Origin of the sequence: Eggerthella sp. AM16-19 (assembly GCF_003474385.1) — a bacterium.
Classification (GTDB): Bacteria; Actinomycetota; Coriobacteriia; order Coriobacteriales; family Eggerthellaceae; genus Senegalimassilia.
In genome coordinates this window covers 33,614-58,326 of sequence record NZ_QUCY01000006.1, presented here as the reverse complement: position 1 = coordinate 58,326, position 24,713 = coordinate 33,614, and the positions used below count along the sequence as shown (strand labels likewise).

At 63.7% G+C, this 24,713-nt stretch carries 20 protein-coding genes; 17 read left to right on the top strand and 3 right to left on the bottom strand.

The annotated features are described in order from the left end of the window. Nucleotides 1-51: 51 nt before the first annotated feature. Together DW178_RS03690 and DW178_RS03685 are read right to left on the bottom strand one after the other, a co-directional pair. On the bottom strand, nucleotides 52-1,959 hold the full coding sequence (locus DW178_RS03690) for an MDR family MFS transporter (RefSeq protein ID WP_118349753.1): 1,908 nt from the start codon (nucleotides 1,957-1,959) through the stop codon (nucleotides 52-54). A 315-nt stretch (nucleotides 1,960-2,274) separates the two neighbouring features. Beyond that, nucleotides 2,275-2,979, bottom strand: a complete 705-nt coding sequence (locus DW178_RS03685; protein ID WP_158574046.1) for a Crp/Fnr family transcriptional regulator — start codon at nucleotides 2,977-2,979, stop codon at nucleotides 2,275-2,277. A 253-nt stretch (nucleotides 2,980-3,232) separates the two neighbouring features. Here DW178_RS03685 and DW178_RS03680 point away from each other — a divergent pair, with 253 nt between their 5' ends. From DW178_RS03680 to DW178_RS03650, 7 genes are all read left to right on the top strand, one after another. Continuing rightward, nucleotides 3,233-5,794, top strand: coding sequence for a molybdopterin-dependent oxidoreductase (locus DW178_RS03680; protein WP_118349751.1), 2,562 nt, complete (start codon nucleotides 3,233-3,235; stop codon nucleotides 5,792-5,794). Nucleotides 5,795-5,807: 13 nt separating this feature from the next. Next, on the top strand, nucleotides 5,808-6,377 hold the full coding sequence (locus DW178_RS03675) for a 4Fe-4S dicluster domain-containing protein (RefSeq protein WP_118349750.1): 570 nt from the start codon (nucleotides 5,808-5,810) through the stop codon (nucleotides 6,375-6,377). Between the two features lie 14 nt (nucleotides 6,378-6,391). Then, nucleotides 6,392-7,162, top strand: coding sequence for a DmsC/YnfH family molybdoenzyme membrane anchor subunit (locus DW178_RS03670; RefSeq protein WP_118349749.1), 771 nt, complete (start codon nucleotides 6,392-6,394; stop codon nucleotides 7,160-7,162). 726 nt (nucleotides 7,163-7,888) lie between these two features. Next, nucleotides 7,889-8,476, top strand: a complete 588-nt coding sequence (locus DW178_RS03665; protein ID WP_286168493.1) for a tryptophan transporter — start codon at nucleotides 7,889-7,891, stop codon at nucleotides 8,474-8,476. A 231-nt stretch (nucleotides 8,477-8,707) separates the two neighbouring features. Continuing rightward, the gene (locus tag DW178_RS03660) at nucleotides 8,708-9,565 is read left to right on the top strand and encodes an energy-coupling factor ABC transporter ATP-binding protein (protein ID WP_118349747.1); all 858 of its coding nucleotides are present in this window, start codon (nucleotides 8,708-8,710) and stop codon (nucleotides 9,563-9,565) included. Beyond that, nucleotides 9,562-10,410: an energy-coupling factor ABC transporter ATP-binding protein gene (locus DW178_RS03655; RefSeq protein WP_118349746.1), complete on the top strand. Its 849-nt coding sequence runs from the start codon at nucleotides 9,562-9,564 to the stop codon at nucleotides 10,408-10,410. The genes DW178_RS03660 and DW178_RS03655 overlap by 4 nt, the downstream gene beginning before the upstream one ends. Then, a complete protein-coding gene (locus DW178_RS03650) occupies nucleotides 10,407-11,174 on the top strand; it encodes an energy-coupling factor transporter transmembrane component T family protein (RefSeq protein ID WP_118349745.1) in 768 nt (255 codons plus the stop codon). The genes DW178_RS03655 and DW178_RS03650 overlap by 4 nt, the downstream gene beginning before the upstream one ends. A gap of 39 nt (nucleotides 11,175-11,213) precedes the next feature. Here DW178_RS03650 and DW178_RS03645 read toward each other — a convergent pair whose 3' ends face one another. Continuing rightward, the gene (locus tag DW178_RS03645) at nucleotides 11,214-12,053 is read right to left on the bottom strand and encodes a protein-ADP-ribose hydrolase (RefSeq protein ID WP_118349744.1); all 840 of its coding nucleotides are present in this window, start codon (nucleotides 12,051-12,053) and stop codon (nucleotides 11,214-11,216) included. Nucleotides 12,054-12,377: 324 nt separating this feature from the next. Between DW178_RS03645 and DW178_RS03640 the strand changes: the two genes are divergently transcribed. The 10 genes from DW178_RS03640 to DW178_RS03595 all read left to right on the top strand — a co-directional run bounded on the left by DW178_RS03640 (nucleotide 12,378) and on the right by DW178_RS03595 (nucleotide 24,690). Continuing rightward, nucleotides 12,378-13,817 (top strand): S1C family serine protease, encoded by a 1,440-nt coding sequence (locus DW178_RS03640; protein ID WP_118349743.1) that lies wholly within the window; start codon nucleotides 12,378-12,380, stop codon nucleotides 13,815-13,817. Nucleotides 13,818-14,250: 433 nt separating this feature from the next. Next, nucleotides 14,251-15,663 carry an L-cystine transporter gene (locus DW178_RS03635; protein WP_118349742.1) on the top strand — a complete coding sequence of 471 codons (1,413 nt, stop codon included), beginning with the start codon at nucleotides 14,251-14,253 and terminating at the stop codon, nucleotides 15,661-15,663. A 123-nt stretch (nucleotides 15,664-15,786) separates the two neighbouring features. Further along, nucleotides 15,787-16,503 (top strand): UMP kinase, encoded by a 717-nt coding sequence (pyrH, locus tag DW178_RS03630; protein WP_042436881.1) that lies wholly within the window; start codon nucleotides 15,787-15,789, stop codon nucleotides 16,501-16,503. A 54-nt stretch (nucleotides 16,504-16,557) separates the two neighbouring features. Continuing rightward, nucleotides 16,558-17,115, top strand: coding sequence for a ribosome recycling factor (gene frr / locus DW178_RS03625; protein WP_042436877.1), 558 nt, complete (start codon nucleotides 16,558-16,560; stop codon nucleotides 17,113-17,115). Between the two features lie 276 nt (nucleotides 17,116-17,391). Continuing rightward, complete coding sequence (uppS, locus tag DW178_RS03620) at nucleotides 17,392-18,174, top strand: undecaprenyl pyrophosphate synthase (protein ID WP_118349741.1); 783 nt, start codon at nucleotides 17,392-17,394, stop codon at nucleotides 18,172-18,174. Further along, nucleotides 18,175-19,101 (top strand): phosphatidate cytidylyltransferase, encoded by a 927-nt coding sequence (locus DW178_RS03615; RefSeq protein ID WP_118349740.1) that lies wholly within the window; start codon nucleotides 18,175-18,177, stop codon nucleotides 19,099-19,101. A 65-nt stretch (nucleotides 19,102-19,166) separates the two neighbouring features. Beyond that, nucleotides 19,167-20,381 (top strand): 1-deoxy-D-xylulose-5-phosphate reductoisomerase, encoded by a 1,215-nt coding sequence (gene dxr / locus DW178_RS03610; RefSeq protein WP_118349739.1) that lies wholly within the window; start codon nucleotides 19,167-19,169, stop codon nucleotides 20,379-20,381. A 158-nt stretch (nucleotides 20,382-20,539) separates the two neighbouring features. Continuing rightward, nucleotides 20,540-21,655: a site-2 protease family protein gene (locus DW178_RS03605; RefSeq protein WP_118349738.1), complete on the top strand. Its 1,116-nt coding sequence runs from the start codon at nucleotides 20,540-20,542 to the stop codon at nucleotides 21,653-21,655. A gap of 209 nt (nucleotides 21,656-21,864) precedes the next feature. Continuing rightward, nucleotides 21,865-22,920 (top strand): flavodoxin-dependent (E)-4-hydroxy-3-methylbut-2-enyl-diphosphate synthase, encoded by a 1,056-nt coding sequence (ispG, locus tag DW178_RS03600; protein WP_118349777.1) that lies wholly within the window; start codon nucleotides 21,865-21,867, stop codon nucleotides 22,918-22,920. Beyond that, nucleotides 22,921-24,690: a proline--tRNA ligase gene (locus DW178_RS03595; RefSeq protein ID WP_118349737.1), complete on the top strand. Its 1,770-nt coding sequence runs from the start codon at nucleotides 22,921-22,923 to the stop codon at nucleotides 24,688-24,690. It abuts the gene before it with no gap. The last annotated feature ends 23 nt before the right edge of the window (nucleotides 24,691-24,713 follow it).

The window sequence follows — 24,713 nt, the reverse complement described above, 5'->3', positions numbered from 1 at the left end:
AGGGGGGTGCTCGCGTTGAGTCTCCCGTTTCGTGTCTCAAAGCAGGGGGGTCTACGCTCCGCGCTCCTCCAGATATTTCTCCATGCTGAAGTGCGTGATGTCGCTTCGGTTGATGACGCCCACGATCACGCCGTCTTCGAGCACGGGCACCTTCTTCAGGTGGTTCTCGCCGAGCACGCGGCAGACTTCGGGCAGGTCGGCGTGCACGCTGACGCCGATGATGCCCTTCGCACCGATATCGGAGGCCTTCATGCCCATAAGGTGCTCCAGCTTGTGGGCGTAGTCCTTGTGGTCGGAGTACGCATCCACGGTTTGCACGATCATCACCACGGGGTCCATGATCATCTGGCCGCGCTTGGACAGGTAGCGCATGATGTCGCCATCGGAGATGAAGCCGGTCGGCTTGCCGGCGGCATCGACCAGCGGCGCGGCGCTGATATGGTTGTTCACCAGCAGCTGCATGGCTTCGAGCACGGTGGCGTTCTCGGGCAGCGTGTACACGTCGCGCTTCATGATCCGCTCGATGAGGGAACGGTGCGCGTTGTCTTCGTCGGCGGCCGCCTCATCGCCGGGCTTGTTGCGCACGAGCGCTACGGTCAGCACGAAGCCCAGCACGCACAGGGCCGTGGCCACGGCGAACGCCGCATGGATGCCGAACACGCCGGCGGTCACGGCATCGGTCGAACCGGAAACCATGTTGGTGGCAACGGTGGACGCGGACACGATGACGGCTGTACCCAGCGAGCCTGCCACCTGGCGAAACGTGTTCTGCACGGAGGTTCCGTGGTTCATCAGCTTGTCGGGCAGCGCATTCATGCCCCAGGTGGAGATGGGCATGTTCACCAGCGATAGGCTGAACAGGCGCACCGTGTAGATGACCGTGAGGGTGATAAGCCCCATACCCGGTCCCATGAACATGAATGTCGCGGTGGTCAGCGCTAGCACGCCGGTGCCGATGACGGCCAGCACGCGCGGGCCGTGCTTGTCGAACAAGCGGCCGGCGACCGGTCCCATGGCTCCCATGACGATGGCGCCGGGTAGCAGCACAAGGCCCGATGTGGTGGCGGAGAATCCCATATAGGACTGCAGCAAGATGGGGATGAGGATGCCGCCGGCAAGCAGCGCGCCTTGCACGAGCATCACGATGATGGTGGCGATGAGGAACTTGCGGTTCGTCAGCACGCGCACCTGCAGCATGGGCTGCTCCATGCGCAGCTGGCGGCGGAAGAAGAACGCGAGCGCAATCACGCCGATGATGACGCCGCCCGCCGAATCGGCCGTCACGCCGTAGCTGCCGATGGCGGACAGGCCGTACAGCAGGCCGCCGAACCCGAACGTGGACAGGGCGACCGAAACCACGTCGAGCTTCACATCCTTGTTCGTTTCGCCGCCGCGTTCAAGCGCGAAGGCGGCGAACACGATGACGGCTGCGCACAGCACGGCGATGATCCAGAACATGACGTGCCAGTTCGCCTGGTCGATGATGATGCCGGCGACGGTGGGGCCGGCGGCGGGGGCGAACGCGATGACGATGCCGAACACGCCCATGGCGGTGCCGCGACGGTCAATGGGGAACGTCCACATGAGCACCGTCATCACGAGCGGCATGAGGATGCCGGCGCCGGCGGCTTGGATCAAGCGGCCGGCAAGCAACACGGGGAAGTTCGGGCCCCAGGCCGCCAGCATTGTGCCGGCGGTGAACAGGACCATGGACGCAAGGAACAGCCGGCGCGTGGTGAAGCGGTCTGTCAGAAACGCGGTGATGGGCACCATGATGGCGTTGACCAGCGTAAATCCGGTGGTCAACCACTGCGCGACGGCGGCGTCGACGCTCATCTCGCTCATGATCGACGGCAATGCCGGCGCCACGACCGTCTGGTTCAACACGGTGACGAAGGTGCCGAACACCAGCACGATCAGCATGATGATCTGCTTTCGGGTAAGACCCCAGTTAGCCATGAGCGACTCCAATCTGTGCGGCATGGCGCAGCCGCGTTGCGTCCGTTGAGCGCACAAGCCAAAGGCGGTCCGTAAGGCTCGCCAAACGCATATGCGTTCGCGGATTCGAATAGAGAAAGGCGACGGAAAAAACGACGCCCCCGGCGCAAAGAACATGCCGGGGGCGTCGTAAGACGCCGATGTGTTGTCTCTAATGGTAGCGCGCGCGTAAAAACGTTGACGTACGAAGTGTGCGAATCACAAAATTCTTTTGCTGTCAACAAATAACGTGCACAATTTGGGGAGCACAACCGTCTTGTGCGCTGCCTTTCGCGCCTAGCGCTTGTTCGCGATCAGGCTTTCCGCCACGCTTTTCAGCTTCTTGAAATCGGTGATCACGAGCGCACTGCGCTGCCGCTCCACGCATTCGGCTTTGCGCAGGGCGCTGACGCTGTTGGTGATCGAGTTTACGTGCACGCCAAGCATTTCGGCCAGCTCATCGTTGGAAAACGGCACGATAGCCGGGGCGTGCGCCGCGCTGAATTCGCTCATGAGCGTCAGCAGCAACGCGGAAAATCGCTGCAGCACGGGGTAGATGGCCGCGTTGACCGCCTCGCGCGTCTGCAGCGCCATCATCTCGAACAGGTATTGCGCCATGGCGTAGCACACGTCGCCGTGGTCGCGCAGATATGCGCCGAACGTAGCGCCGTCGATTTCAAGCAGCTCGACTTTTGTGGTGGCGCGCGCGTTGAGGATGGAGGGCTTGCGATTTTCGTCGTATTGAAATCCCTGAAAGCCGATGAGCGTGCCCGCCTTGTGGAAGAACACGGTTTTGGAATACCCGTCGGGCGTGTTGCTGTACAGCCTCACCATGCCGCGCTGGATATAGAACGTCGAGCGGATGTCGTCGCCTTCGCGAAACAGGTAGTCGCCCGGTGCGAGCACGTGAGACGCTGCCTTCAGCTCGCCGGTTTTCGTGATGCGCTCGATCGTGTTGCTGAGCAGCGGTTTTGGCTGCACGAACAGGCTGATCGCTTCCATATGCTCCCCCATCCCCTGGCATTCCCATGTCAATTCGTCAGAATATCGCATTGCTTGCATGGTAGGAAGGTTCGCGCGCGCAGCAAACATAGCCTTGTTTCCGTCCCACAAGGTTGTGGGCGGCCGCGAACATTGGGAGCGCGGTCCAACCGTGGTGGTCCGCCCCAGCCGTGTGTGGTGGGCTCCTGCCCTCGCGCCTATGCTGCGTCGAGCCGCAAAGGCAAGACGAGTTAACAAGACGAGGGAGGACACCATGGGGAACCCGAACGGGCACTGCGCTTCGCCTGCCGAAGCCGCTCCGGAGTACTTCATGCGCGACGGGAAGCTGACCCGCCGCACGTTCATCAAGGGCGTCGGCGCCATCACGGTGGCGTCCGCGCTCGGATTCGGCGCACAGGCATCGCCCGAAGGCGTGGCTGTCGCTGAAGAAGCCCCTGTCAAGGCGGGGGAGAAGTCGGTGCACGCGGTGTGCACCGTGAACTGCACATCGCGCTGCCACCTGCACGGCACGGTGCGCGACGGCAAGCTCATCCGCGTCGAGCCGGGCAACATGCCGGGCCGTCCGGGTTACGCGAACGCCTGCCTGCGCTCCATGAGCTACATCAAGCACGTGCAGGACGAAAACGCGCGTGTCATGTACCCCATGAAGCGCACGGGTGAGCGCGGTAGCGGTGAATTCGAGCGCATCACCTGGGATGAGGCCATCGACATCATCGCCGAGAAGCTCAACGCCGTGGTGGCGAAAGACCCGAAGAACGCGTCGTTCTACTCGTTCACGGGCGACCTAGGCAAGCTGTCGTGGGAGGCTCCCACCCGCTTCGCCGGCTGCTTGGGCGCGACGACGTGGGACGTCGAGGGCATCATGGGCGACCATGGTGCGTCCATGGGCATGACCATGGTGTTCGGCACGCACCGCGGCGCGCACGATTCGCGCGATTACCTGAACTCCAACCTGGTCATCTGCTGGGGCCGCAACCTGGCCGACACGCACACCTCCGAGCTGCGCGACTACGTGGCAGCGCGCAAAAACGGCGCGAAGGTCATCGTCATCGACCCGCGCCAGTGCTCGACGGCGGCCATGGCAGACGAGTGGATCGGCATCAACCCGCAGACCGACCCCGCCCTGGCGCTCGGCATGATGAACTGGATCATCGGCCACGACCTGCACGCGAAAGACAAGCTGGTCGAGGAATCCGTTGCCCCGTACCTCATTCGCGAGGACAACGGCAAGTACCTGCGCATGGTCGACGGCAAGGTCGCCGAAAGCACCGCCGACGACGCAGCCGACGCAACGTCCATCGGCTCCACGCCCGCTTCCCAGGGCGACGCCGGTTCGGGCGCGCACACGTACGTGATTTGGGACGAGTTGACCGGCGCCGCTGTGGACGCCCCGAAGGCCGCCGCCATCAAGGCCGGCGAAGTCAAGCCGGCGCTTTCCGGCACGTTCACCGTCGACGGCGTGAAGTGCCGCACGGCGTTCGATCACCTGGTTGACGGCTGCAAGGGTTACACGCCCGAGTACACGGGCAAGATCTGCGGCATCGACCCGGCGGTCGTTGAGCGTCTGGCCGAGGAATACATCACGGCCAAGCCCGCTGCCATCCGCATGGGCCAGGGCATGCAGCGCGTGAACCACTCGTATTCCCCGTTCCGCACCGTGGCCACGCTGGCCATGGTCGCCGGCTACATCGGCGTCAAGGGCGGCGGCGCATCGCACGCCGGCGGTACCGCCACGAACAAGCCGGTCGCCGGTTACACCGGACCCGTGTACAACTACACCGACTGGTCGAACACGGGCAAGAAGGCCAACATGGTTCCCTCGTCGCAGCTGTACAACGCTGCGGTCGACCGCAACCCCGTGGGCATCGACTTCCTGTGGATCGCCAACTCCAACCTCATCAACATGTCCCCCGATTCGAACTACATGATCAACCACGTGCTTCCCGCCATCGACTTCATCGTGACGGCCGACCCGTGGTGGACCTGGACGGCGAAGTACTCCGACATCGTGCTGCCGGCAACGTCGTACTGGGAGCATTGGGACCTCATCGACCGCAGCCCGTGGGCTATGTTCAACCAGCCGGCCATCGAGCCTCTGGGCGAGAGCAAGTCCGACGTCGAGATGATGACCATGCTGGCGAAGAAGTGCGGCGTGGAACAGTACTGGGACAAGACCGACGAGGAATGGATTCGCCAGTTCGTGGGCACCGACCATCCCGCATGGGCTGATCTTGATTGGAATCGCGACGTCGTTGAACAGGGCATTTACGGCCGCTCCGATGCCATCTACGAGCCGGCCATCGTTTACGCCGACGGCGCGGGCTACAAGACCGACACCGGCAAGTTCGAGTTCTACACGGAAAAGATGCTGCCGTTTGGCGAAGAGGTTCCCTCGTGGCTGCCCCCGGCGGAAGACCCGCGCGAAGGCGAGCTGGCCAAGAAGTATCCGCTTGCGTACATCCAGTACCACGACCGTTTGAACGTGCATACGCAGCATATCCTCATTCCCGAGCTTGAGGTGGTGCAAAACGAGCCGCTGCTGCAGATGAACCCGAAGGACGCCCGCGAGCGCGGCCTTTCCCACGGCGATATCGTGCGCGTGTTCAACGACCGCGGCGACATGAAGCTGCGCGTGTTTCTGACCGAGGGCATCGTGCCCGGCACGGTGGCAACGCAAAGCGGTTGGACGCCCGATCACTTCATCGAGGGCTGCTACCAGAACCTGACGCGCATGGCCATCAACGACGCGGAAGAGTCGTACAGCATGACGAACTCGGCGTTCTACGACAACCTGGTCGAAGTCGAGAAGGCCTAAAGGGGGATAGGACATGAGCAACGAAGTTCATTACGGCATGGTCATCGACACCGAGCACTGCGTCGGCTGCCAGACCTGCACGATCAGCTGCAAGATTTCCAACGAGGTGCCGGGCTCTGCCCACTGGAATCATCTGGAAAGCCTCGACGGCGACGTGTTGTACCAGGCCACGGGCGCATTCCCGCGTACGCGCCTGGCGTTTCGCCCGATGCTGTGCAACCACTGCGAAGATCCGGCGTGCGTGAAGCACTGCCCCACCCATGCCATGCACAAGGATGAGGAAACCGGGCTGGTGCTGGTTGACCAGGATCGCTGCATCGCATGCGGCTATTGCACCTGGACCTGCCCGTACGGCGCCCCGTCCATGGACGACGCGCACCACGTCATGAGCAAGTGCACGTTCTGCAAGGACCGCATCGCCGAGGGCCAAAAGCCGTTCTGCGCCGAAGCCTGTCCGGCCAACGCGCGCGTGTTCGGCGACCTGAACGACCCGGAAAGCGAGCCGAGCCGTTTGCTGCAGCAGAAAAAGGGCGTTCAGTACCTTCCTGAAATGGGTACGAACCCGTCGGTCTATTACGTGTAAGGCGGTTGGTGAACATGATTTTGCATGTGCTTCCTTTGTTGGTGTTCACGACGTTCGCCGGTTTTGCGGCGGGCGCGTACGCGGTCGACGCGGTGTGCGGCAACGGCCGCGAGGCGAAGACCCCCTGGCTGTTCCCGCTCGTGTGCGTCGTGCTGCTGGGCATCGGCCTGTGCGGCACGCTGGCGCACCTGGGCCAGCCGCTGCGCTTCATGAACGGCATGGCGAACCCCGCGTCGGGCATTTCGCAGGAGTCCTACTGGGCCATTGCGCTGGGTATCGTTATCGTGGTTGACCTGGTGCTTTCCTGGCGCGGCAAGACTGTGCGCGCGGTGCGTTGGGTTGGCGGCGCGGTTGCCGTGGGCTTCATGGTGGTGACCGGCTTGGCGTACTTCGACTGCCTGGGCCTGGTGGCTTGGCGCGGCGCGGCGACGCTGCCGGTGTTCATCCTGGGCGACGTGGCGCTGGGCGCTGGTCTGTGCGCCGTTCTGGCGAAGGCGGACGACTGGGCGGCAAGCCTGCTTTGCCCGGCGACGGTCGCAGCGCAGGCTGCATGGGGCGTGGCCATCGTGGCATTCGGCCTGTACCTGCAGCGCAGCGGCCTTGACGCAACGGCCCTGTTGGCAGTGGCTTTCGTGCTGGGCCCTGTGTGCGCTTCCGTGGTTGCGGCCGCGGCGCGCTGCGGCAAGCTTGCGGGCAAGACGGCGGGCGTGGTCGTGCTCGTCTTGGCGTTCGCGAGCGTCGTGGTCGCCCGTTACGTGTTCTTCGCGATAGGCGTGGGCGCGTAAGGCCGACCGCTTTCGGCTGACGCTTCTCGATTCCTCCTTGTAAACCCGGTGGGCGGCTTGTGCTGCTCGCCGGGTTTCTTGCGTTGCGGGGACGTTGCGCGCGGCTACGAGGCCGTTCGGCCAGCCGTCTCGATAGGCTGCACACTGCGCTACAGCCGTTCGCCGACCGTTTGCCGGCAATATTTCGCGGCTGTTAATTCGCGGAAAAAGGGGGTTGCGTCCTTCGACGGCATCCCCTATAGTTCGTACCACAACTTAATACCTTGAAACCGTTGAGGCGAAAGTCAAGCCATCATAAGCGCTCACAGAGAGCGGGTGTTGCTGGGAATCCCGCAGAAATGCTGGGTGGTAAATGGTTCGCCGAGGGAAAGGGGAAAGGTTGCCGGTTGCTGCGTTACCACGTGGCGGTCGACAGCCGAGTATCTGGACCGTGAGCCTGCGTTAAGGGCAGAACATGTGTTGGCATGTTCGTGAGAGGGCTCCTTCGGGGGTCAAGTAAAGGTGGCACCGCAGATGTTACGTCTGTCCTTTATCTCAAAGGACAGACGTTTTTTATTTTGCGGGTTATTCGGGCCGCGGGGTGCGGCGAGTCGCCATAGCTGCAAACTGGCCTTTGCTTGAAACCTGTAAGCCGATGATTCCTCATTCGCGTTCGTTGCCGGCAGACCGAAAGCCCGGGGACGGGCGATGACCGGCGGAAACCCCGCCAAGAAAGGAATGAGGATTATGACTCAAAACGTTGCAGCCCAGAAGCGTACGGTGGCAACCTCTGCGAAGAAGGAGGGCTTGTCCGTACAAGATCTTATCCTGGTGGCAGTGCTCATCGCTGCCGGCGCCGTCCTTAAGCTGACCGTTTCCAGCTTCCTCAGCTTTGCGGGCATGAAGCCCAATTTCATGATCGCCATGTACTGCCTGGCAATCATCCTCACGCGACCGAAAGTGTATCAATCCGTGGTGATCGGCCTGTTGGTGGGCCTGGTCAGCCAGCTGCCCATGTTGAACGCCACGCCGTTGGTGAACATCGCCTCCGAGATGCTGGGCGCTTTGGCGTGCGGCTTGCTGGTTACCGCGCTTGCGAAGGTGGCCGCCGACGATAAGGGTTTCCAGGACGTCGTTGCTCCCGTGATCACCACGTTCCTGTCCACCATCGTCTCCGGTTACACGTTCGCCATGATCGTGGGCGTCGCCGTTGCGCATCTTGAGCCGTTGGCCGTGTTCGGCGTATATGCCGTGATGGTGCTCGGCACGGCAACCATGAATGCCGTGCTGGCGGCCATCCTGACCCCGGTTCTGCGCGCCGTCCTGAAGCGCTAGTTGTTTCGTTTGCCTGCCGGCAAACGAATCGGCTCGACGCTGTGGCCGCCTGTGGCACCTTGCCTTCGGCTTCATCTGCGCGGGCACGGCCCGAAGGCCAATGCCCGCTAGATTCAGTCGAATTCAAGGCACCACAGGCGCCCTCGCTGACTTTGCTTGACCTCTGGCTTGAGATTTTACTTGCGAGTTCCCGCTTCCCACCTGTTCGCTTTCTGCTTGAAAGGGTTTCCCATGATCGAGGTTTCGAACTTGTCGTTTCGCTATCGAGAGGGGGCCGAGCCTATCCTGCACGGCATCGACCTTGCCATCCCCGAAGGCTCGTTCGTGGGAATCACCGGCGCCGCGGGCAGCGGAAAGTCCACGCTCACGTATGCGTTCAACGGCATCATCCCGCACTGCTATCCCGGTGATTTCTACGGCAGCGTGACCATTGACGGGTTGGATACGTGCGAAGCGTCGTTGACCGACATCAGCCGCCTGGTCGGTAGCGTGTGCCAGGACATCGACTCGCAGATGGTGTCGTCGGTGGTCGAGGACGAGGTGCTATACGGCCTTGAGAACTTCGGCGTGCCGAAAGACCAGGTGGAAGGCCGTATCAGCGAGGCGCTGGAGGCCATGGGAATCTCCGATCTGCGCCATCGCGGTATCGCCGAGCTTTCCGGCGGCCAGAAGCAGAAGGTGGCGGTGGCGTCGGTCATCGCGCTGAAGCCGCGCGTGCTGGTGCTCGATGAGCCGACGGCCGAGCTGGACCCGGCATCGTCGCTGGCGGTGTTCGAACTGCTGGCGCGCTACGCCCGGGAAAACGGCACCACGGTCATCGTAGTGGAGCAGAAGATCGCGCTGCTGTCCGATTTCGCCGACATGCTGCTTATCGTGGACGGCGGCAAGGTTCGCTTCCAGGGAACGCCCGCCGAGGTGCTCGAGCATTCTGACGAGCTGTTGGAGATCGGCGTGAATTGCCCGCGCTCCACCAGCTTGGTGAACCGGTTGCGTGCACGGGGCCTGGTGGATGCGCCGGCAGCGCGCAACGTCGACGAGGCAGTCGGGGTGTGCAAGCGGGTTTTAAGCGGGGAAGGAGCTTCGGCATGATCGAGTTCAAGAACGCGAGCGCATCGTACGATGGCGAGCTGCCCATCCTGCGCGATGTGAGCTTTCGCATCCCCGATGGCGATTTCGTCGCGTTCGTGGGCACGAACGGTGCGGGCAAATCAACCACGATGCGCCTGATCAACGGCCTGTTGAAGCCTTCGTCGGGCCAGGTCCTCATCGATGGCGTGTCCACCACGCAGCTGCGCACCAGCCAGCTTGCCGCGAAGGTGGGCTTCCTGTTCCAAAACCCCGATCGCCAGATCTGCTGCTCCACCGTGCGCGAGGAGCTGCTGTTCGGTTTCCGCGCGCAAGGGCGCGCCGACGCCGAGGCCGAGGCGAAGGTGGATGCGATGATAGAGCGGTTCGGCTTCGACGGCGACGCCGAGCCGTTTCTGCTCAACCGCGGCACGCGCCAACTGTTGGCGCTGGCGTCGATCATCGTGATGGAGCCGCCCGTGGTGGTGCTCGACGAGCCGACCACCGGCCTTGATTTCCGCGAGTGCGCCAAGGTGATGGACGTCATCGCCGAGCTGAACGCTCGCGGCACCACGGTGATCATGGTGTGCCACGACATGGAGGTGGTGGCCGACTACGCTAAGCGGGTGATCGCCATGACCGCAGGTCAGGTGGTTGCCGACGGCGAAACGTTCGCCGTGCTGCGCGACCGCGACGTGCTGGCGCGCACGCATCTGCTGCCGCCGCAGATGGTGGACGTGTCGCTGCGTTTGGTCAAGGACGGCGCCGTGGTGGCGTCATCGCCGGCGGCGCTGGCGGATACGCTTGACGAGATGACCGATGCGCTTGCCTCTGCGGCGGGCGCTTGCGAAAGGACGGGTGCGCGATGAAGGGCTTCCTGGAATACGTGCCGGGCGACAGCCTGCTGCACCGAATGAACCCGGTAGCGAAACTGGCGGCGGCGTTTCTGCTGGTGATCGCCTGCTTCGCCACCAGCAACCTTGTGCTGCTGGCGTTGGTGATCGTGCTTGATGCGGTGCTCGCCGTGCAATGCAAGATGGTTTCGCAAACGCTGGGCCTGGCGAAGGCCGTGGCGCTGTTCTCGCTGGTGTTGGCGCTGATCGCGCTGCTGTTCACGCCGCAAGGCGATGTGCTGGCGCAGCTGCCGTGGGGCTACATCGGCACGGGGAGCGTTGCCGCGGCGGTGCTCATCGTGGTGCGGCTGGTCGCGTGCGCGGTGCCGCTGTTCCTGGTGTTCTACGTGACCAAGCTCACCGACATGGCGAATGCGCTGGTCAAGGTGCTGCACGTGCCGTATAAGTATGCGTTCACGTTCATGTCCACCGTGCATTTCATCCCCGTGTTCATGAACGATATGGCGGGCATCATGGAGGCGCAGACCGCGCGCGGCGTGGAGTTCGACGGCGGCGTCTTGAAGAAGGCCCGCCTGATGATGCCGCTGTGCGTTCCGCTGCTGGTGTCGTCGGTGCGCAAGACCAACAGCGCCGCCATCGCCGCCGAGGTGCGAGGCTTCAATCTGCGAACCCGGGAAAGCGGCTTCAAGGAGTACCCGTTCGCAGGCATCGACTTCGCGGCGCTTGCCGTGGCAGTTGCGATCGCGGCGGCGGCTGTTGCGTTGAGCGTGCTGCTATAGCCTCGATTCGCGGGGCGTGGTAAGGCGATAGCGGAGGGCCTACTCCTCCGTGTCGCTCTCGGGCTTCTCGTCTTCGCCGAGGATCGCGCGGTAGAAGTTCTCGTCCTGCTCGGTGTACACGTCGAAGATGACGTGCATGTCGGCGCCGGGCTCGTCGGCGGCGCGAGAGTTCAGCCACGCCTTCACCGCTTGCACGGCGGTCTGTGCGCCCTCCTGCTGCGGGAACCCGAACACGCCGGTGGAGATGCAGCAGAACGCCACCGACTTCGCCTTCGCCGCACATGCCGCATCCAGGCAGCTGATATAGTACTGCGTCAGTTGTTTGCGCTGTTCAAGCGTCGGTTTTCCTTTCGTCATGGGGCCGACCGTGTGGATGATGTTATGCGAGGGAAGGTTGTAGGCGGGCGTGACCTTCGCGCGGCCGACCGGCTCCTCGTAGCCTTGTTCCCGCATGATCTGCGCGCACTTCAGGCGCAGCTGCACGCCGGCGAAGGTGTGGATGGCGTTGTCGATGCACAGGTGCCCGGGAATCCAGCAGCCCAGAAGCGCGCTGTTCGCGGCGTTGACGATGGCGTCGCAGCGCAGGGCCGTGATGTCCCCGCGCCAGATGCTCAGGCGCGGGTCGGAGGCGGTGCGCGCAAGCTCGTCGGCTTCGGTGATGCCCGGTTCGGCAACCATGAGCTGGAGAACGCGGTCCTGCACCTTCAGAAACTCCGGCGAAGCGGGCTTCGGCTCGCGCGTGTTCACCAGCGCGCGGAACTGCTCCCACTGCTCCATGAACCAGCGCGGGTCCTCTTGCGGCTCAACGTGCTTGCTCCCCGCGCCCCGCTCGTCCATCAGGTGATTCACCAAAAAGGCCATATCCTTTACCAATTGCATCACGGGGTTCGCGTCTCCTTCTTCGCTTCGCCGTCTTGCCGGGCGGGCCGCTGGCGGCGTGCCCGGGCGCTTCGCCGTCCGCCGTTTGGGCGCATCGATTCACGCTGGATAGGATAGCGCAAGGTTCGGAATGCCGCGTGCGCGCGTCGGCGCTTCGGTGTTTTGCGGTCCGCAAACCGTACACCAGGGGATGTAATTCAGTGACGTGCGGGTGACGAAACGGTGCAAGCGCCGTCGAGGAAGGCCGTGGCGTGGTAAGGTTGCCCTGTCAAACAAAACGCAGGGCGATAAGGGCCCTGCGCCTCCGATAGCAAGGAGAACGCCATGACCGATCAGTTCAACAACCAAAACGGCTACGGCCAGCCCGGTCAGCAGCCTGGGCAGCCGATCCCGCCCGCGCAGGGCTACCAGCAGCCCGGCTATCAGCACTCCTATACGCAGCCGGTGGTCGATGCTCAAAATCCTCGCAAAACCTCTTCCGGCCGCACGTTCGGCACCGCGTTCGCCGGTGCGGCGCTTGCCTGCGTCATCGCGTTCGGCGGCTTCACCGTGTATCAGAACGTGACGGGGGCCCCTTCGGGCGGCAGCGTTACGCTCGGTGCGTCCACGAACACCGAGATCCAGGCCCAGTCAACCGATGACACGCTGCCCGAGGCCGTGGCGCAGAAGTGCCTGCCCTCGGTGGCAGCCATCGACGTGTACACGGCGCAAGCCTCCACCGACATGTTCGGCCGCAGCACGTCAAGCTCCGGAACGCTTACCGAGAGCTCCCTGGGCAGCGGCGTGGTGCTTTCCGAGGACGGCTACATCGTCACGAACAACCATGTGGTTGCGGGTGCCGATGCCTTGAAGGTCACCGTGGGCGGCGAGGAGTACGACGCCGATGTGGTGGGCACCGACGAGTCCAGCGACATCGCCGTCATCAAGCTGCGCAATGCCAGCGGCCTGACCCCCGTCGAGATCGGCGATTCCGACAACCTGACCATCGGCGAGTGGGTCATGTCCATCGGCAGCCCGTTCGGCCTCGAGCAGTCCGTGGCAACCGGCATCGTGTCGGCCACCAGCCGTTCGCAGATCATGAGCAACTCCGAAAGCGGCGGTGGCAGCGACGGCTATGGGTACGGTTACGGCGGGTCGTCGTCCCAGTCCGGCGGCTACACCATTTACCCGAACATGATCCAGACCGACGCGGCCATCAACCCGGGCAACTCCGGCGGCGCCCTGGTGGATTCAAACGGCAAGCTCATCGGCATCAACACGCTGATCACCTCGTATTCCGGCAACTACTCGGGCGTCGGATTCGCCATCCCGGTGAACTACGCGGTCAACATCGCGCAGCAGATCATCGAGGGCAAAACCCCCACGCACGCGCAGTTGGGCGTATCCCTTTCCACGGTCAACTCGCAGAACGCGAAGCGCTATGGCCTGAAGGTCGATAGCGGCGCCTACATCTCCGCCGTCAACAGCGGCTCCGGGGCTGCCGAGGCCGGTCTTGAGGAAGGCGACATCGTCACGAAGTTCGATGGCAACTCCGTCAGCTCCGCAAGCGACCTGATGCTCGATGTGCGCTCGAAGAACCCTGGCGACAAGGTCACGCTGGAGGTCAACCGAAATGGCGACACGAAGCAAATCGAGGTCACGCTTGGCTCCGATGAGTCATCCCAATCCGCATCCACGCAGCAGAACTCCAGCAGCAGCTCCAGCGAGATGCTCAAGCGCCTGCTGAATAACAGCGGGTCTTCCAGCAAGAACGACGCGGCCTAGCAGCTGCGGTCTTTACGGGCCGCTCGATTAAACGCCGAGCGGCCCCACGCGAGGTGAGCGATCCGCGCACCTCGCGTGGGGCCGAAAGCCCCTTTTCCTTTCCTTTTCCCTTTTCCCGCGGGAACGGCCCCTGTTTTGGGGCCGTTCCCATTTTTTGGACGTTTGCGCCCATCGTGGCCGGTTACCATTCATGAGCAGGTCGGCAGAGCCGCTGCCTTTCATGAGGCGGGTCGCTCCGCATGCGGTTTGACCGATAGCCAGCTGCCTGAAAATATCGTAGTAAGCCCATTGCACTACTAGGTAAAGTAGGCGCATAATTAACGACACGCTGTAAGCAGGAGCTGCGACGGGCGGGCGAGTGCTCCCGGGTGCGTTTCCCGGTGGTTCGCCCGCCCGTCGTATCGCTTCGAAACGGAAAAGGGAGACGAGAGACATGTCGTTCGACGTATTGGGGCCGGTGCTTGCCGTGCTGGTCATCTTCGCGGCGCTCATCGCGGTGCTGCGTTATCTGAAGGCGAAGGATAAAAGCTTCACGTTCCGCGTGTTCACGGCCTTGGGCATGGGCATTGTGCTGGGCGCGGGCATCCAGCTGGCGCTGGGCCGCGGCAGCGACGCCGCCACCACCGCGCTCGACTGGATGTCGCTGGTGGGAACCGGCTACATCGATCTTCTGCGCATGCTGGTCATGCCGCTGGTGTTCGTTGCCATCGTCGGCGCGTTCACGCGCACGAAGGCCGTCGACAACCTGGGCAAGATCGGCGGATCGGTGCTTGCCGTCCTGCTGATCACGGTGGCCATCGCGGCGCTGTTCGGCTGGGCGACCATCGCCTTGTCGGGCCTTGCCGGGGCGGACTTCACGCAGGGCAGCGTTGACGCAACCAAGCTCGACGCCCTGCAGACGCGTCAGGACAAGGTCGCCGATACCACCATCCCGCAGACCGTTCTGTCCATGATCCCCGTCAACGTGTTCGCCGACCTTGCCGGCACGCGCTCCACGTCCACCATCGCCGTGGTCATCTTCTCCGCTATCGTGGGCCTGGCCTACCTGAAGCTGCGCGACCGTGATTCCGAGCAGGCGCAGTTCTTCAGCAACCTCATCGATAGCCTGTACGGCATCGTCATGTGCATCGTGAAGATGGTCGTGGGCCTTACCCCCTACGGCGTGCTCGCCCTGATCGCGAACGTGACCGCCACCAGCGATTACGCCGCCATCCTCGACCTGGGCAAGTTCATCATCTTCAGCTACGTGGCCATCATCGCCATGTTCCTGGTGCACCTGCTTATCCTGGCCGGCAACCGCGTCAGCCCTATCACGTACCTTAAGAAGGCCTTCCCCGTGCTCTCGTTCGCGTTCGTGTCGCGCACCAGCGCCGGCGCCCTTCCCATGAACATCGAGACGCAGTCCAAGGCGCTCGGCGTCGATCCGGCGACGGCCAACTTCGCGGCAAGCTTCGGCATGTCCATCGGCCAGAACGGCTGCGCGGGCATCTACCCGGCCATGATGGCCACGCTCATCGCCCCCACCGTGGGAATCAACGTGTTCGATCCCACATGGGTCATCGGTCTGATCGCCGTCATCGTCATCAGCTCGTTCGGCGTTGCCGGCGTGGGCGGCGGCGCCACTTTCGCCAGCCTCATCGTGCTGGGCACCATGGGCCTGCCCATCGAGATCGTGGGCCTGATGGCATCCGTCGAGCCGCTCATCGACATGGGCCGTACCGCCCTCAACGTCAGCGACTCCATGGTGGCCGGCGTCACGTCGTCCAACTTCACCGGCGGCCTCGATCGCGATATGTACAGCGATCCCGCCGCGGTCATCAACGCCGACGGCATCGAGAAGGCCTAGCCCCTGCTCGTTTGTCCTTTGCGTGAAAAGCCTGGAAACGGCTGCCCCGATGGGCGGCCGTTTCCGTTTTCAGGTAAGATAGGGAAGCTTAAAACGCTTTACGATTTAACCGGGAGGTTGCATATGGCCGAGGAATACCGATACAAGCGCGTGCTGCTGAAGTTGTCCGGCGAGGCGCTGGCAGGCGACCTTGGTTACGGCATCGATCCGAAGGTGGTCGATTCCCTGGCCGACGAGATCGCCGACGTGGTGCATGATGGCGTCCAGCTTGCCATCGTGGTGGGCGGCGGCAACATCTTCCGCGGCGTCTCCGGCGCAACCGACGGCATGGACCGCGCCCAGGCGGACTACATCGGCATGCTGGCCACGGTCATGAACGCGCTGGCGCTGCAGGACGCCTTCGAGCGCCACGGCATCTTCAGCCGCGTGCAGAGCGCCATCAACATGCAGGAAGTGTCCGAGCCCTACATCCGTCGCCGCGCCATCCGCCACATGGAGAAGGGCCGCGTGGTCATCCTGGCCGCCGGCACGGGCAACCCCTACTTCACCACCGACACCACCGCGGCGCTGCGCGCCTGCGAGCTGGACGTCGACGTGCTCATGAAGGCCACGAAGGTCGATGGCGTCTACGATTCCGACCCCGTGAAGAACCCCGATGCGAAGCGCTACGATCGCATCAGCTACATGGAGGTTCTCTCGCAGGGGCTCAATGTCATGGACTCCACGGCCACCAGCCTGTGCATGGACAACAAGGTTCCCATGATCGTGTTCGACCTCACGGTGCAGGGCAACATCGCCCGTGCGCTGAAGGGCGAGGACGTCGGAACCACCGTAGAGTAGTAACGTCTTCCGCGTCGCCCGGGCAGGGCGGGCGCTCAAGGGAAAGGAACCGAAATGATCGACGAGATCATGCTTGAAACCGAGGAGAAGATGCAGCGCGCCGTGAACGGCCTGCACAACGCCTTCGGCACCGTTCGCACGGGCCGCGCCAACGCCATGGTGCTCGACCGCATCAAGGTGGACTACTACGGCGTCCCCACGCCCATCAACCAGATGGCGGGCGTGAAAACGCCCGACGCTCATATGCTGGTCATCGAGCCTTGGGACAAGGGCGTCCTGGGTGCCATCGAGCACGCCATCATGGAAAGCGACCTGGGCGTCACGCCGAACAACGACGGCTCGGTCATCCGCCTGCCGTTCCCCGCGCTCACCGAGGATCGCCGCCGCGAGCTCGTGAAGCAGTGCAAGGAGTACGCCGAGGAGGCCCGCGTGGCCATCCGCAACGCCCGCCGCGACGGCAACAGCCACGTTGCCAAGTCCGTCAAGGAAGACAACCTTCCCGAGGACGAGCAGCGCCGCGCCGAGGCTGAGATCCAGAAGCTCACTGACAAGTACGTCGCCGAAGTCGACGCGGTGTTCAAGAAGAAGGAAGCCGAGGTCATGGAGATCTAGGAGCGGCGTTCGCCTGCCGGCGAATCCGTTGCTCGGAGCTGCGGGTCCTGGCGCATCGTGCGCTCATGGCTTGTGTGGGCGCGGCTGGCTACTGCCAGTCTGCGCGGCCGGGTCGACGATGGGGGAGCGGCTCCTGCTTTCGTCCAACGCATCTCCGATCTCCTCGCAACCCTGGTTCGCAACCGGGTTGCGCCATCCGGCTCTTATGAGCGTTTCCCTAGTGCCAGCCGGCGGTTTCCCCGCCGGTTGGCTTTTCCCTTATGTAAGAGGCTGCCCATGAACAAGACGCTTGATTACATATTCCCGAATCCGCCCAAGGGCCTGGACCCTGCTGCCCTCGACCCACGGGCGATCCCCGAGCATGTCGCCGTTATCATGGACGGCAACGGCCGTTGGGCGAAGAAGCGCGCGCTGAATCGCCTGAAGGGCCACAAGGCCGGCATCGAGGCGGTGCGCGAGACCATTCGGTGTGCCTCCGACCTGGGTGTTCGCTATCTGACCATCTATTCGTTCTCCACGGAGAACTGGAAGCGCCCTCAGGAAGAGGTCGTTGGCCTGATGGACCTGTTCGCCAAGACCATGCTGGCCGAGGTCGATGGCCTGCATGAGGAGAACGTGCGCGTGCGCACCATCGGCGACCTTTCGGCCTTGCCCGCCGAAACGCGCGAGGCTTTCGAGGAAGCATGGCTGAAAACGCGTGGCAACACGGGCATGACCTTGGTCGTTGCGGTGAACTACGGCTCGCGGCAGGAGATTCTGCATGCCGCCGAGGCGTGCGTGCGCCGGGCGCTGGCAACGGCGGCCGAGGGAGGCGACCCCACCGCGCCGCTGACGGAGGCCGAGTTCGCCGAGGGGTTGTACACGGTCGGCATCCCCGACCCTGAAGTGGTCATCCGCACGTCCGGCGAGATGCGCCTGTCGAACTACCTGCTGTGGCAGGTCGCCTATTCCGAGTTCGTGGCCACCGACGTGCTCTGGCCTGATTTCGACCGCTACGAGTTATTGCGCTGTCTGCTGGAGTTCCAATCCCGAGATAGGCGCTTCGGGGCGGTGAAATAGATGTCCGAGGATCCGCAAGGCGGCGAGCAGCGGTGCGCGGAAGAGCGCTCGCGCGGCGAGCGCTTGAAGGATTTCGCGTACCGGAAAACGCCGCAGAAGTTCAAGAACGCTTCTGACCTGCAGGTTCGTTTCCGCACGGGGTTCATATACGTTACCGTCTCCGTGCTGTGCATCCTTGCGAGCGAATGGACCACGCTGGCCTTGCTGTCCGCCACCGCTGCGGTATGCGCGGGGGAGTTCTACTACATGCTGCGCGCCGATGCGAAGCTGCCAAACGAGATGCTCGGCATCGTGGCGGCGGCGCTCTATCCGCTCAGCGTGCACTTCTTCGGGTTGTCGGGCGCGCTTATGGTCAGTCTCGTGCTGTTGCTGGCGCTTATCGTGTGGTATGTGTTCTGGATGCGCGCGCGTATCCCCGATGTGGGCGTCAGCTTCTTCGGCGCGGCGTATTGCGGCATGCTGCTTTCCGGCTTGGTGGTGGTTCGCCAGGCGCTGCCGCATCCGTGGGGCGGCGTGTTGGTGCTCGGCATCTTCTTCAGCGTGTGGGCGAACGACTCTTTCGCCTACCTGGTCGGCAGCAAGTTCGGCAAGCATAAGCTGGCGCCGCGCGTGTCGCCGAAGAAAAGCTGGGAGGGCTTTTTCGCAGGCTTGGTTGGGTCGGCGCTGTTCTGGTGCCTGTTCACGCTTATCCCCGGGCTGAACCTGGGCATTCCCATGGCAATGGCGTTCGGCGTGATCAGCGGCCTGTGCGGCGTGCTCGGCGATTTGGCCGAAAGCCGCATCAAGCGCAACGTGGGCTTCAAGGATTCCGGCAAGCTGCTGCCGGGCCATGGCGGCCTGCTCGACCGTTGCGACAGCCTGTTTTTAGTGGCGGTCGCCTCTGCCATCTTGTTGGTGGCGGGCGGGTGCATCCCCTTTAGCTGGTAAATCGAACGAGCCAACGTTCTTGCGGCGTTGGCTCGAGTTGTATTCGCAGATGATCGGAGGCTTTCATGAAACGCATCGTTGTTCTCGGCTCCACGGGCTCCATCGGGACGCAAACGGTCGACGTGGTTCGGCAGCATTCCGACGAGCTGGAGATCGTCGGCTTGGCGGTGAACACGCGCGTAGGCGATATGCTTGCGCAGGCGCGCGCCCATAACGTGCGCAACCTTGCCGTGGGCGATGAGCGCTTGGCAGACCAGTCGATCGCGTCCGAGGTGCGCGAGCAGGCCGGCGCCCAAGGCGTGTGGGGTTTCGGCATGGACGCCGTGGTGGACCTGGTGCGTCTGCCCGAGGCGGACGTGGTGGTCAACGCGCTGGTAGGCGCTGCCGGCTTGCGCGCAAGCTACGAAACGCTGCGTGCGGGCAAGGTCCTTGCATTGGCGAACAAGGAAAGCCTGGTGGTGGGCGGCGATTTGATCATGCCACTGGCGGCGCAGGTGGATGCGCAGCGTCGCACGGCGGGCACGGCCCCCGCGGTGGGCCCGGCGGGCGCCCTCATGCCCATCGACTCCGAGCACGGTGCCATTTACCAATGCCTGCTGGGCGAATCCGAGCGAGAGGTCTCCCGCTTGTGGGTTACGGCCTCTGGCGGCCCGTTCCGTGGCAGGAAGCGCGCCGATCTTGAGGGCATCACCCCTGCTCAGGCGCTGAACCATCCCACGTGGAACATGGGCGCGAAGATCTCCATCGATTCGTCCACGCTTATGAACAAGGGCTTGGAGGTCATTGAGGCGCATCATCTGTTCAACATGCCCTACGACAAGATCAGCGTGGTTGTCCAACCGCAAAGCGCCATCCACTCCATGGTGGAGTTCACCGACGGCAGCGTGAAGGCGCATCTGGGCACCACCGATATGCGCATTCCCATCCAGTTCGCGCTCAGCTATCCGCAGCGCTGGGAAGCGCCCGTCGAGCCCTTGGATTTCACCAAGCTGGGAAGCCTGGAGTTCGCCCCGGCCGACACCGACACGTTCCGCTGCTTGGAACTTGCCCGCCACGCCGGCGGCGTTGGCGGAACGCTGCCGTGCGTCATGAACGCCGCCAACGAGGTGGCGGTGGCGGCGTTTTTGGCGGAGCAGGGCAGCTACCTGGGCATCGCCGAGTGCGTGGAGGCCGTCATGGACGCGCACGAGCGCGAGGGCGTGCAGAAGGTGGAAAGCCTCGAGCAGCTGCAGGCGCTTGACGCATGGGCCCGCGAAACCGCCCGCAAGTCGGTGCGTTAAGGTTCGCACGCTGTCAATAGCGTGCATCGTGTGGTTATGGTTCCGCTTCGGTAACGGGGCGGAACCTCTTTTTATAATGAGACGGATTCCAACGCGCGGGGCTGTCAAGCGAAGTCCCGCTTCGTCGTATGTCCGCAGCTAAGGCAAGGAGCCCGTTGTTGAACGTCATCCTCATGATCTTGTACTGCACCATCGTGCTGGGTATTCTGGTGGTCATCCACGAAGGCGGCCACTATCTGGCGTCGCGCGCCTTTGGCGTGCGCGTCACCGAGTTCATGCTGGGCATGCCGGGCCCCAACATCGGCTTCAAGAAATGGGGTACGAAGTTCGGCGTCACGCCCATCTTGCTGGGCGGTTATGCACGCGTGTGCGGCATGGAGCCGGGCGAGATGAGCCCGCATCTGGAGCCGGTGCTGGCGGCGCTGTACCATCGGGGTACGGCGAACATGGAGGATATCGCCCGCGATTGCGGCATTCCCGATGAGGATGCGCTCAAGGCGCTCGATGAGCTGGTGGACTGGGGAAGCTGCACCGGTCCCACGAAGAAGGACGAGTACAACACGTATCGCGCCGCAGAGGCCATCCCATCCAAGAAGCAGATTTGCGTGGCGCTTGAAGCAGGCAAGCCCGCGCCGCAACGCTATGCCGAGGGGCAGGCGCGCCCGGTCGAGGATGCCCATGCGCTGTTCGAGAGCGAGTATCGGCAGCAATACCGCAGCCTGCCGTTTTGGAAGCGCTCGGTCATCTTGCTGGCGGGCATCGCGGTTAACCTGCTGTTCGCCATGCTGGTGTTCGTGGTGCTGTTCAGCGTCATAGGCTTCGATGTGCGGATGCAATCGGGCGAGGTGACGCACATGACGGTGGACCCGGGTCGCGCCATCGTGGCGGGCTTCACGTACATCGGTATGGTCGTGCAGGCGGTTGCAGACCTGTTCAACCCGGCAACAGCGGCGCAAACGGTGTCGGATTCGTCTTCGGTGGTGGGCATCGCCGTGATGTCGAAGCAGTTCGCCGATGCGGGCTTGGTGCCGTTCATGCAGTTCATGGCCATGATCTCGGTATCGCTGGGCATCATGAACCTGCTGCCCATCCCGCCGCTCGACGGCGGCCGCTTCGTCGTCGAGGTGTTCCAGAAGCTGTCGAACAAGGTGGTCTCCATGCGCGCCATGAACGCCATGAGCGCCGCCGGCATGGCATTGTTCCTGATGTTTTTCCTGGTCATGGTCAATCAGGATGTGCAGCGCATCATCTCGGGGACGTTCTTTGGGCAATAGGAGGCTACACTTCCGTCCCGTGTATCGCGTAAGCCGGCAGGGTGCTCGCCCCCTTGCCGGCTTTTTCTTCGCCTGTTGCTTGTATACGTTTCGCCAACGAGGGGCGCTACGCTGGTAGAATAGCCGCTATGGAAACTAATGAGAACATGGGCAACGCGTGCGCCGCGGCTCCTTCGGGGGCCGCGGCTTGCCCGTTGCCGCAGGACGCTATGCGTCCCAATCAGAAAACGCGCCAGGTGCACGTGGGTAACGTGGCGCTTGGCGGTGGCGCTCCCGTGGTGGTGCAGTCCATGCTCAACGCCCCGGCCGATGACGCGCAGGCCAACCTCGCGCAGATCCAGCAGCTGGCCGATGCCGGCTGCGAGGTCGTGCGCATGGCCGTTCCGCGCCGCAGCTGCCTGGACACGTTCCAGGCCGTGTGCGAGGAATCGCCTTTGCCCGTCGTGGCCGACGTGCACTTCGATGCGACCATCGCCATCGAGGCGGCGCGCCGCGGCGCGGCGAAGCTGCGCATCAATCCCGGCAACATCGGCGGCTTGGCGAAAACCGATGCCGTGCTCGACGCCGCCGGGCAGGCAGGCATTCCCATCCGCATCGGCGTGAACGCCGGCTCGCTCGACCAGGCGCTGGCCGAGCGCAACGATCTTTCGCTTCCCGAGAAGCTGGCCGCCTCCGCGCGCCAGTATGTGGAATACTGCGAAGGCCGCGGCTTTCACGACCTGGTGGTCAGCGCAAAGGCCCACGATGTCATGACCACGGTGCGCACGTACCGCAAACTGGCACGCGAGATCCCGCATATCCCACTGCATATCGGCGTCACCGAGGCGGGCACCACGTTCCAAGGCGTCATCAAAAGCGCTTCCGGCCTGGGCATTCTGCTCGAGCAGGGCATCGGGGACACCATGCGCATCTCGCTCACCGACGACCCGGTCACGGAAATGCGCGCCTGCTGGTCGCTGCTCGGCGCGCTCGACCTGCGCCGCCGCAACCCCGAGCTGATCAGCTGCCCCACCTGCGGAAGGTGCCAGGTCGACCTGATCGGGCTGGCGCAGGAAGTGGAGCGGCGCATCGCCGACCTGGATAAGCCGTTGAAGGTGGCCGTCATGGGCTGCGTCGTCAACGGGCCGGGCGAGGCCGCCGACGCCGACATCGGCGTGGCCTGCGGCAAGGGCGTGGGCGTGGTGTTCCGCCACGGCCAAACCGTTCGAAAAGTGGAAGAAGGCGCCATCGTCGACGCTTTACTGGAAGAGATAAAGGACCTGTAAATGAACAACGCCAACATCACGCGCATGAACGCCCTGTACGCTCCCACGCTCAAGGAAGATCCCACCGATGCCGAGATCGCCAGCCATAAGCTGCTGCTGCGCGCCGGCTTCATCCGCAAGACCGCTGCCGGCATCTACACGTTTCTGCCCCTGGGCAAGCGCGTGCTGACCAAGATCGAGAACATCGTGCGCGAGGAGATGGACGCATGCGGCGCCCAGGAGATCCGCATGCCCATGCTGCAACCCGAGGAGCTGTGGCAGGAGTCCGGCCGCGCCGATGCGTACGGCCCCGAGCGCATGCGCCTCAACGACCGTCACGACCACGAGTTCTGCCTCGGCCCCACCCACGAGGAGCTTATCACCGCGCTCGTGCGCGCCGAGCTGCGCTCTTACAAGCAGCTGCCGCTGAACATGTATCAGATCCAGACGAAGTTCCGCGACGAGATCCGCCCGCGCTTCGGCCTGCTGCGCAGCCGCGAGTTCGTCATGAAGGACGGCTACAGCTTCCATGACACGCAGAAATCGCTGCAGGAGGAGTACGACAGGATGTACGCGGCGTACGAGCGCATCTGCGCGCGTTGCGGCCTTGAGTTCCGTCCCGTGCAGGCCGATGCCGGCCAGATCGGCGGCGCGGTCACCTGTGAGTTCCATGCGCTTGCCGAAGCCGGCGAGTCCGCGCTCGTGTACTGCGATTGCGGTTACGCCGCAAGCGACGAGGTGGGCGAGGGCCTGGCTCGCCCCACGGTCTACGACGTGCCCGAGATGCAGAAGGTGGCCACGCCCGGCGTGCACACCATCGCCGAGCTCGCCGAGTTCCTGGGTATTCCGGAATCCTCCACCGTGAAGGCGCTTTCCGGCAAGAACGACGAGGGCAAGCTCGTCGTGCTGTTCGTCCCCGGCGACCATGAGGTGAACGAGGAGAAGGCCGCCCGCGCCGCCGGCGGCTTCACCATCCTCACCGATGACGATATGGAGGCCTACGGCCTGCACAAGGGCTCCATGGGCCCGGTCGGCCTGCCCGAGGGCGCCTTCGTCATCGCGGCAAACAGCCTGAAGGCGGTGCCGAAGTGGGTCGTCGGCGCAAACGAGGACGGTTATCACTACGTGGGCGCGCAGCTTGGCAAGGACTTCAAGGTCGATCAGTGGGCCGATATCATCACCGTCAAGCCCGGCGACTGCTGCCCGAAGTGCGGTATGGAGCTCAAGGGCGCACGCGGCATCGAGGTCGCGCAGGTGTTCCAGCTCGGCGACAAGTACTCTCGTGCCATGAACGCCACCTTCATGAACAAGGACGGCAAGGAGCAGCCGTTCATCATGGGTTGCTACGGCGTGGGCGTGTCCCGTACCCTGGCCGCTATCATCGAGCAGCATAACGACGAGAACGGCATGATCTGGCCGATGTCCGTGGCTCCGGCGCACGTGTGCATCCTGCCGCTCGCCACCGGCGACGACCTGGTGCAGCCCGCTGCCGAGAAGCTGGCCGAGGAGCTGGCGGGCCTGGGTCTGGAAGTGGTCATCGACGACCGCAAGGAGCGCGCGGGCGTGAAGTTCGCCGAGGCCGACCTGATGGGCTGGCCGCTGCAGATCGTCATGGGCAAGCGCGGCCTTGCCGAGGGCAAGGTCGAGATCAAGCGCCGCTCCACCGGCGAGCGCCGCGACATCTCGCTGGAGGCGCTCTCCGAGGCGCTGACCTTCGCCAAGGGCGCGCAGCGTCGTTGGGGCAATAACCTGAACGCCTTCGCCGGCTTGTTCGTCGAGAAGGCCGAATAGCGCTTTCACGAACGTGTATCCCT

Bases quoted from the DNA above. Each gene is read 5' to 3' on its own strand.
- DW178_RS03615 (WP_118349740.1), top strand. From the start codon at position 18,175: ATGTCCGAGGATCCGCAAGGCGGCGAGCAGCGGTGCGCGGAAGAGCGC.
- DW178_RS03670 (WP_118349749.1), top strand. From the start codon at position 6,392: ATGATTTTGCATGTGCTTCCTTTGTTGGTGTTCACGACGTTCGCCGGT.
- dxr (WP_118349739.1), top strand. From the start codon at position 19,167: ATGAAACGCATCGTTGTTCTCGGCTCCACGGGCTCCATCGGGACGCAA.
- DW178_RS03665 (WP_286168493.1), top strand. From the start codon at position 7,889: ATGACTCAAAACGTTGCAGCCCAGAAGCGTACGGTGGCAACCTCTGCG.
- DW178_RS03680 (WP_118349751.1), top strand. From the start codon at position 3,233: ATGGGGAACCCGAACGGGCACTGCGCTTCGCCTGCCGAAGCCGCTCCG.
- DW178_RS03690 (WP_118349753.1), bottom strand. From the start codon at position 1,959: ATGGCTAACTGGGGTCTTACCCGAAAGCAGATCATCATGCTGATCGTG.
- DW178_RS03645 (WP_118349744.1), bottom strand. From the start codon at position 12,053: ATGCAATTGGTAAAGGATATGGCCTTTTTGGTGAATCACCTGATGGAC.
- frr (WP_042436877.1), top strand. From the start codon at position 16,558: ATGATCGACGAGATCATGCTTGAAACCGAGGAGAAGATGCAGCGCGCC.
- DW178_RS03675 (WP_118349750.1), top strand. From the start codon at position 5,808: ATGAGCAACGAAGTTCATTACGGCATGGTCATCGACACCGAGCACTGC.
- DW178_RS03595 (WP_118349737.1), top strand. From the start codon at position 22,921: ATGAACAACGCCAACATCACGCGCATGAACGCCCTGTACGCTCCCACG.
- DW178_RS03685 (WP_158574046.1), bottom strand. From the start codon at position 2,979: ATGGAAGCGATCAGCCTGTTCGTGCAGCCAAAACCGCTGCTCAGCAAC.
- DW178_RS03650 (WP_118349745.1), top strand. From the start codon at position 10,407: ATGAAGGGCTTCCTGGAATACGTGCCGGGCGACAGCCTGCTGCACCGA.
- pyrH (WP_042436881.1), top strand. From the start codon at position 15,787: ATGGCCGAGGAATACCGATACAAGCGCGTGCTGCTGAAGTTGTCCGGC.
- DW178_RS03635 (WP_118349742.1), top strand. From the start codon at position 14,251: ATGTCGTTCGACGTATTGGGGCCGGTGCTTGCCGTGCTGGTCATCTTC.
- ispG (WP_118349777.1), top strand. From the start codon at position 21,865: ATGCGTCCCAATCAGAAAACGCGCCAGGTGCACGTGGGTAACGTGGCG.
- uppS (WP_118349741.1), top strand. From the start codon at position 17,392: ATGAACAAGACGCTTGATTACATATTCCCGAATCCGCCCAAGGGCCTG.
- DW178_RS03660 (WP_118349747.1), top strand. From the start codon at position 8,708: ATGATCGAGGTTTCGAACTTGTCGTTTCGCTATCGAGAGGGGGCCGAG.
- DW178_RS03640 (WP_118349743.1), top strand. From the start codon at position 12,378: ATGACCGATCAGTTCAACAACCAAAACGGCTACGGCCAGCCCGGTCAG.
- DW178_RS03655 (WP_118349746.1), top strand. From the start codon at position 9,562: ATGATCGAGTTCAAGAACGCGAGCGCATCGTACGATGGCGAGCTGCCC.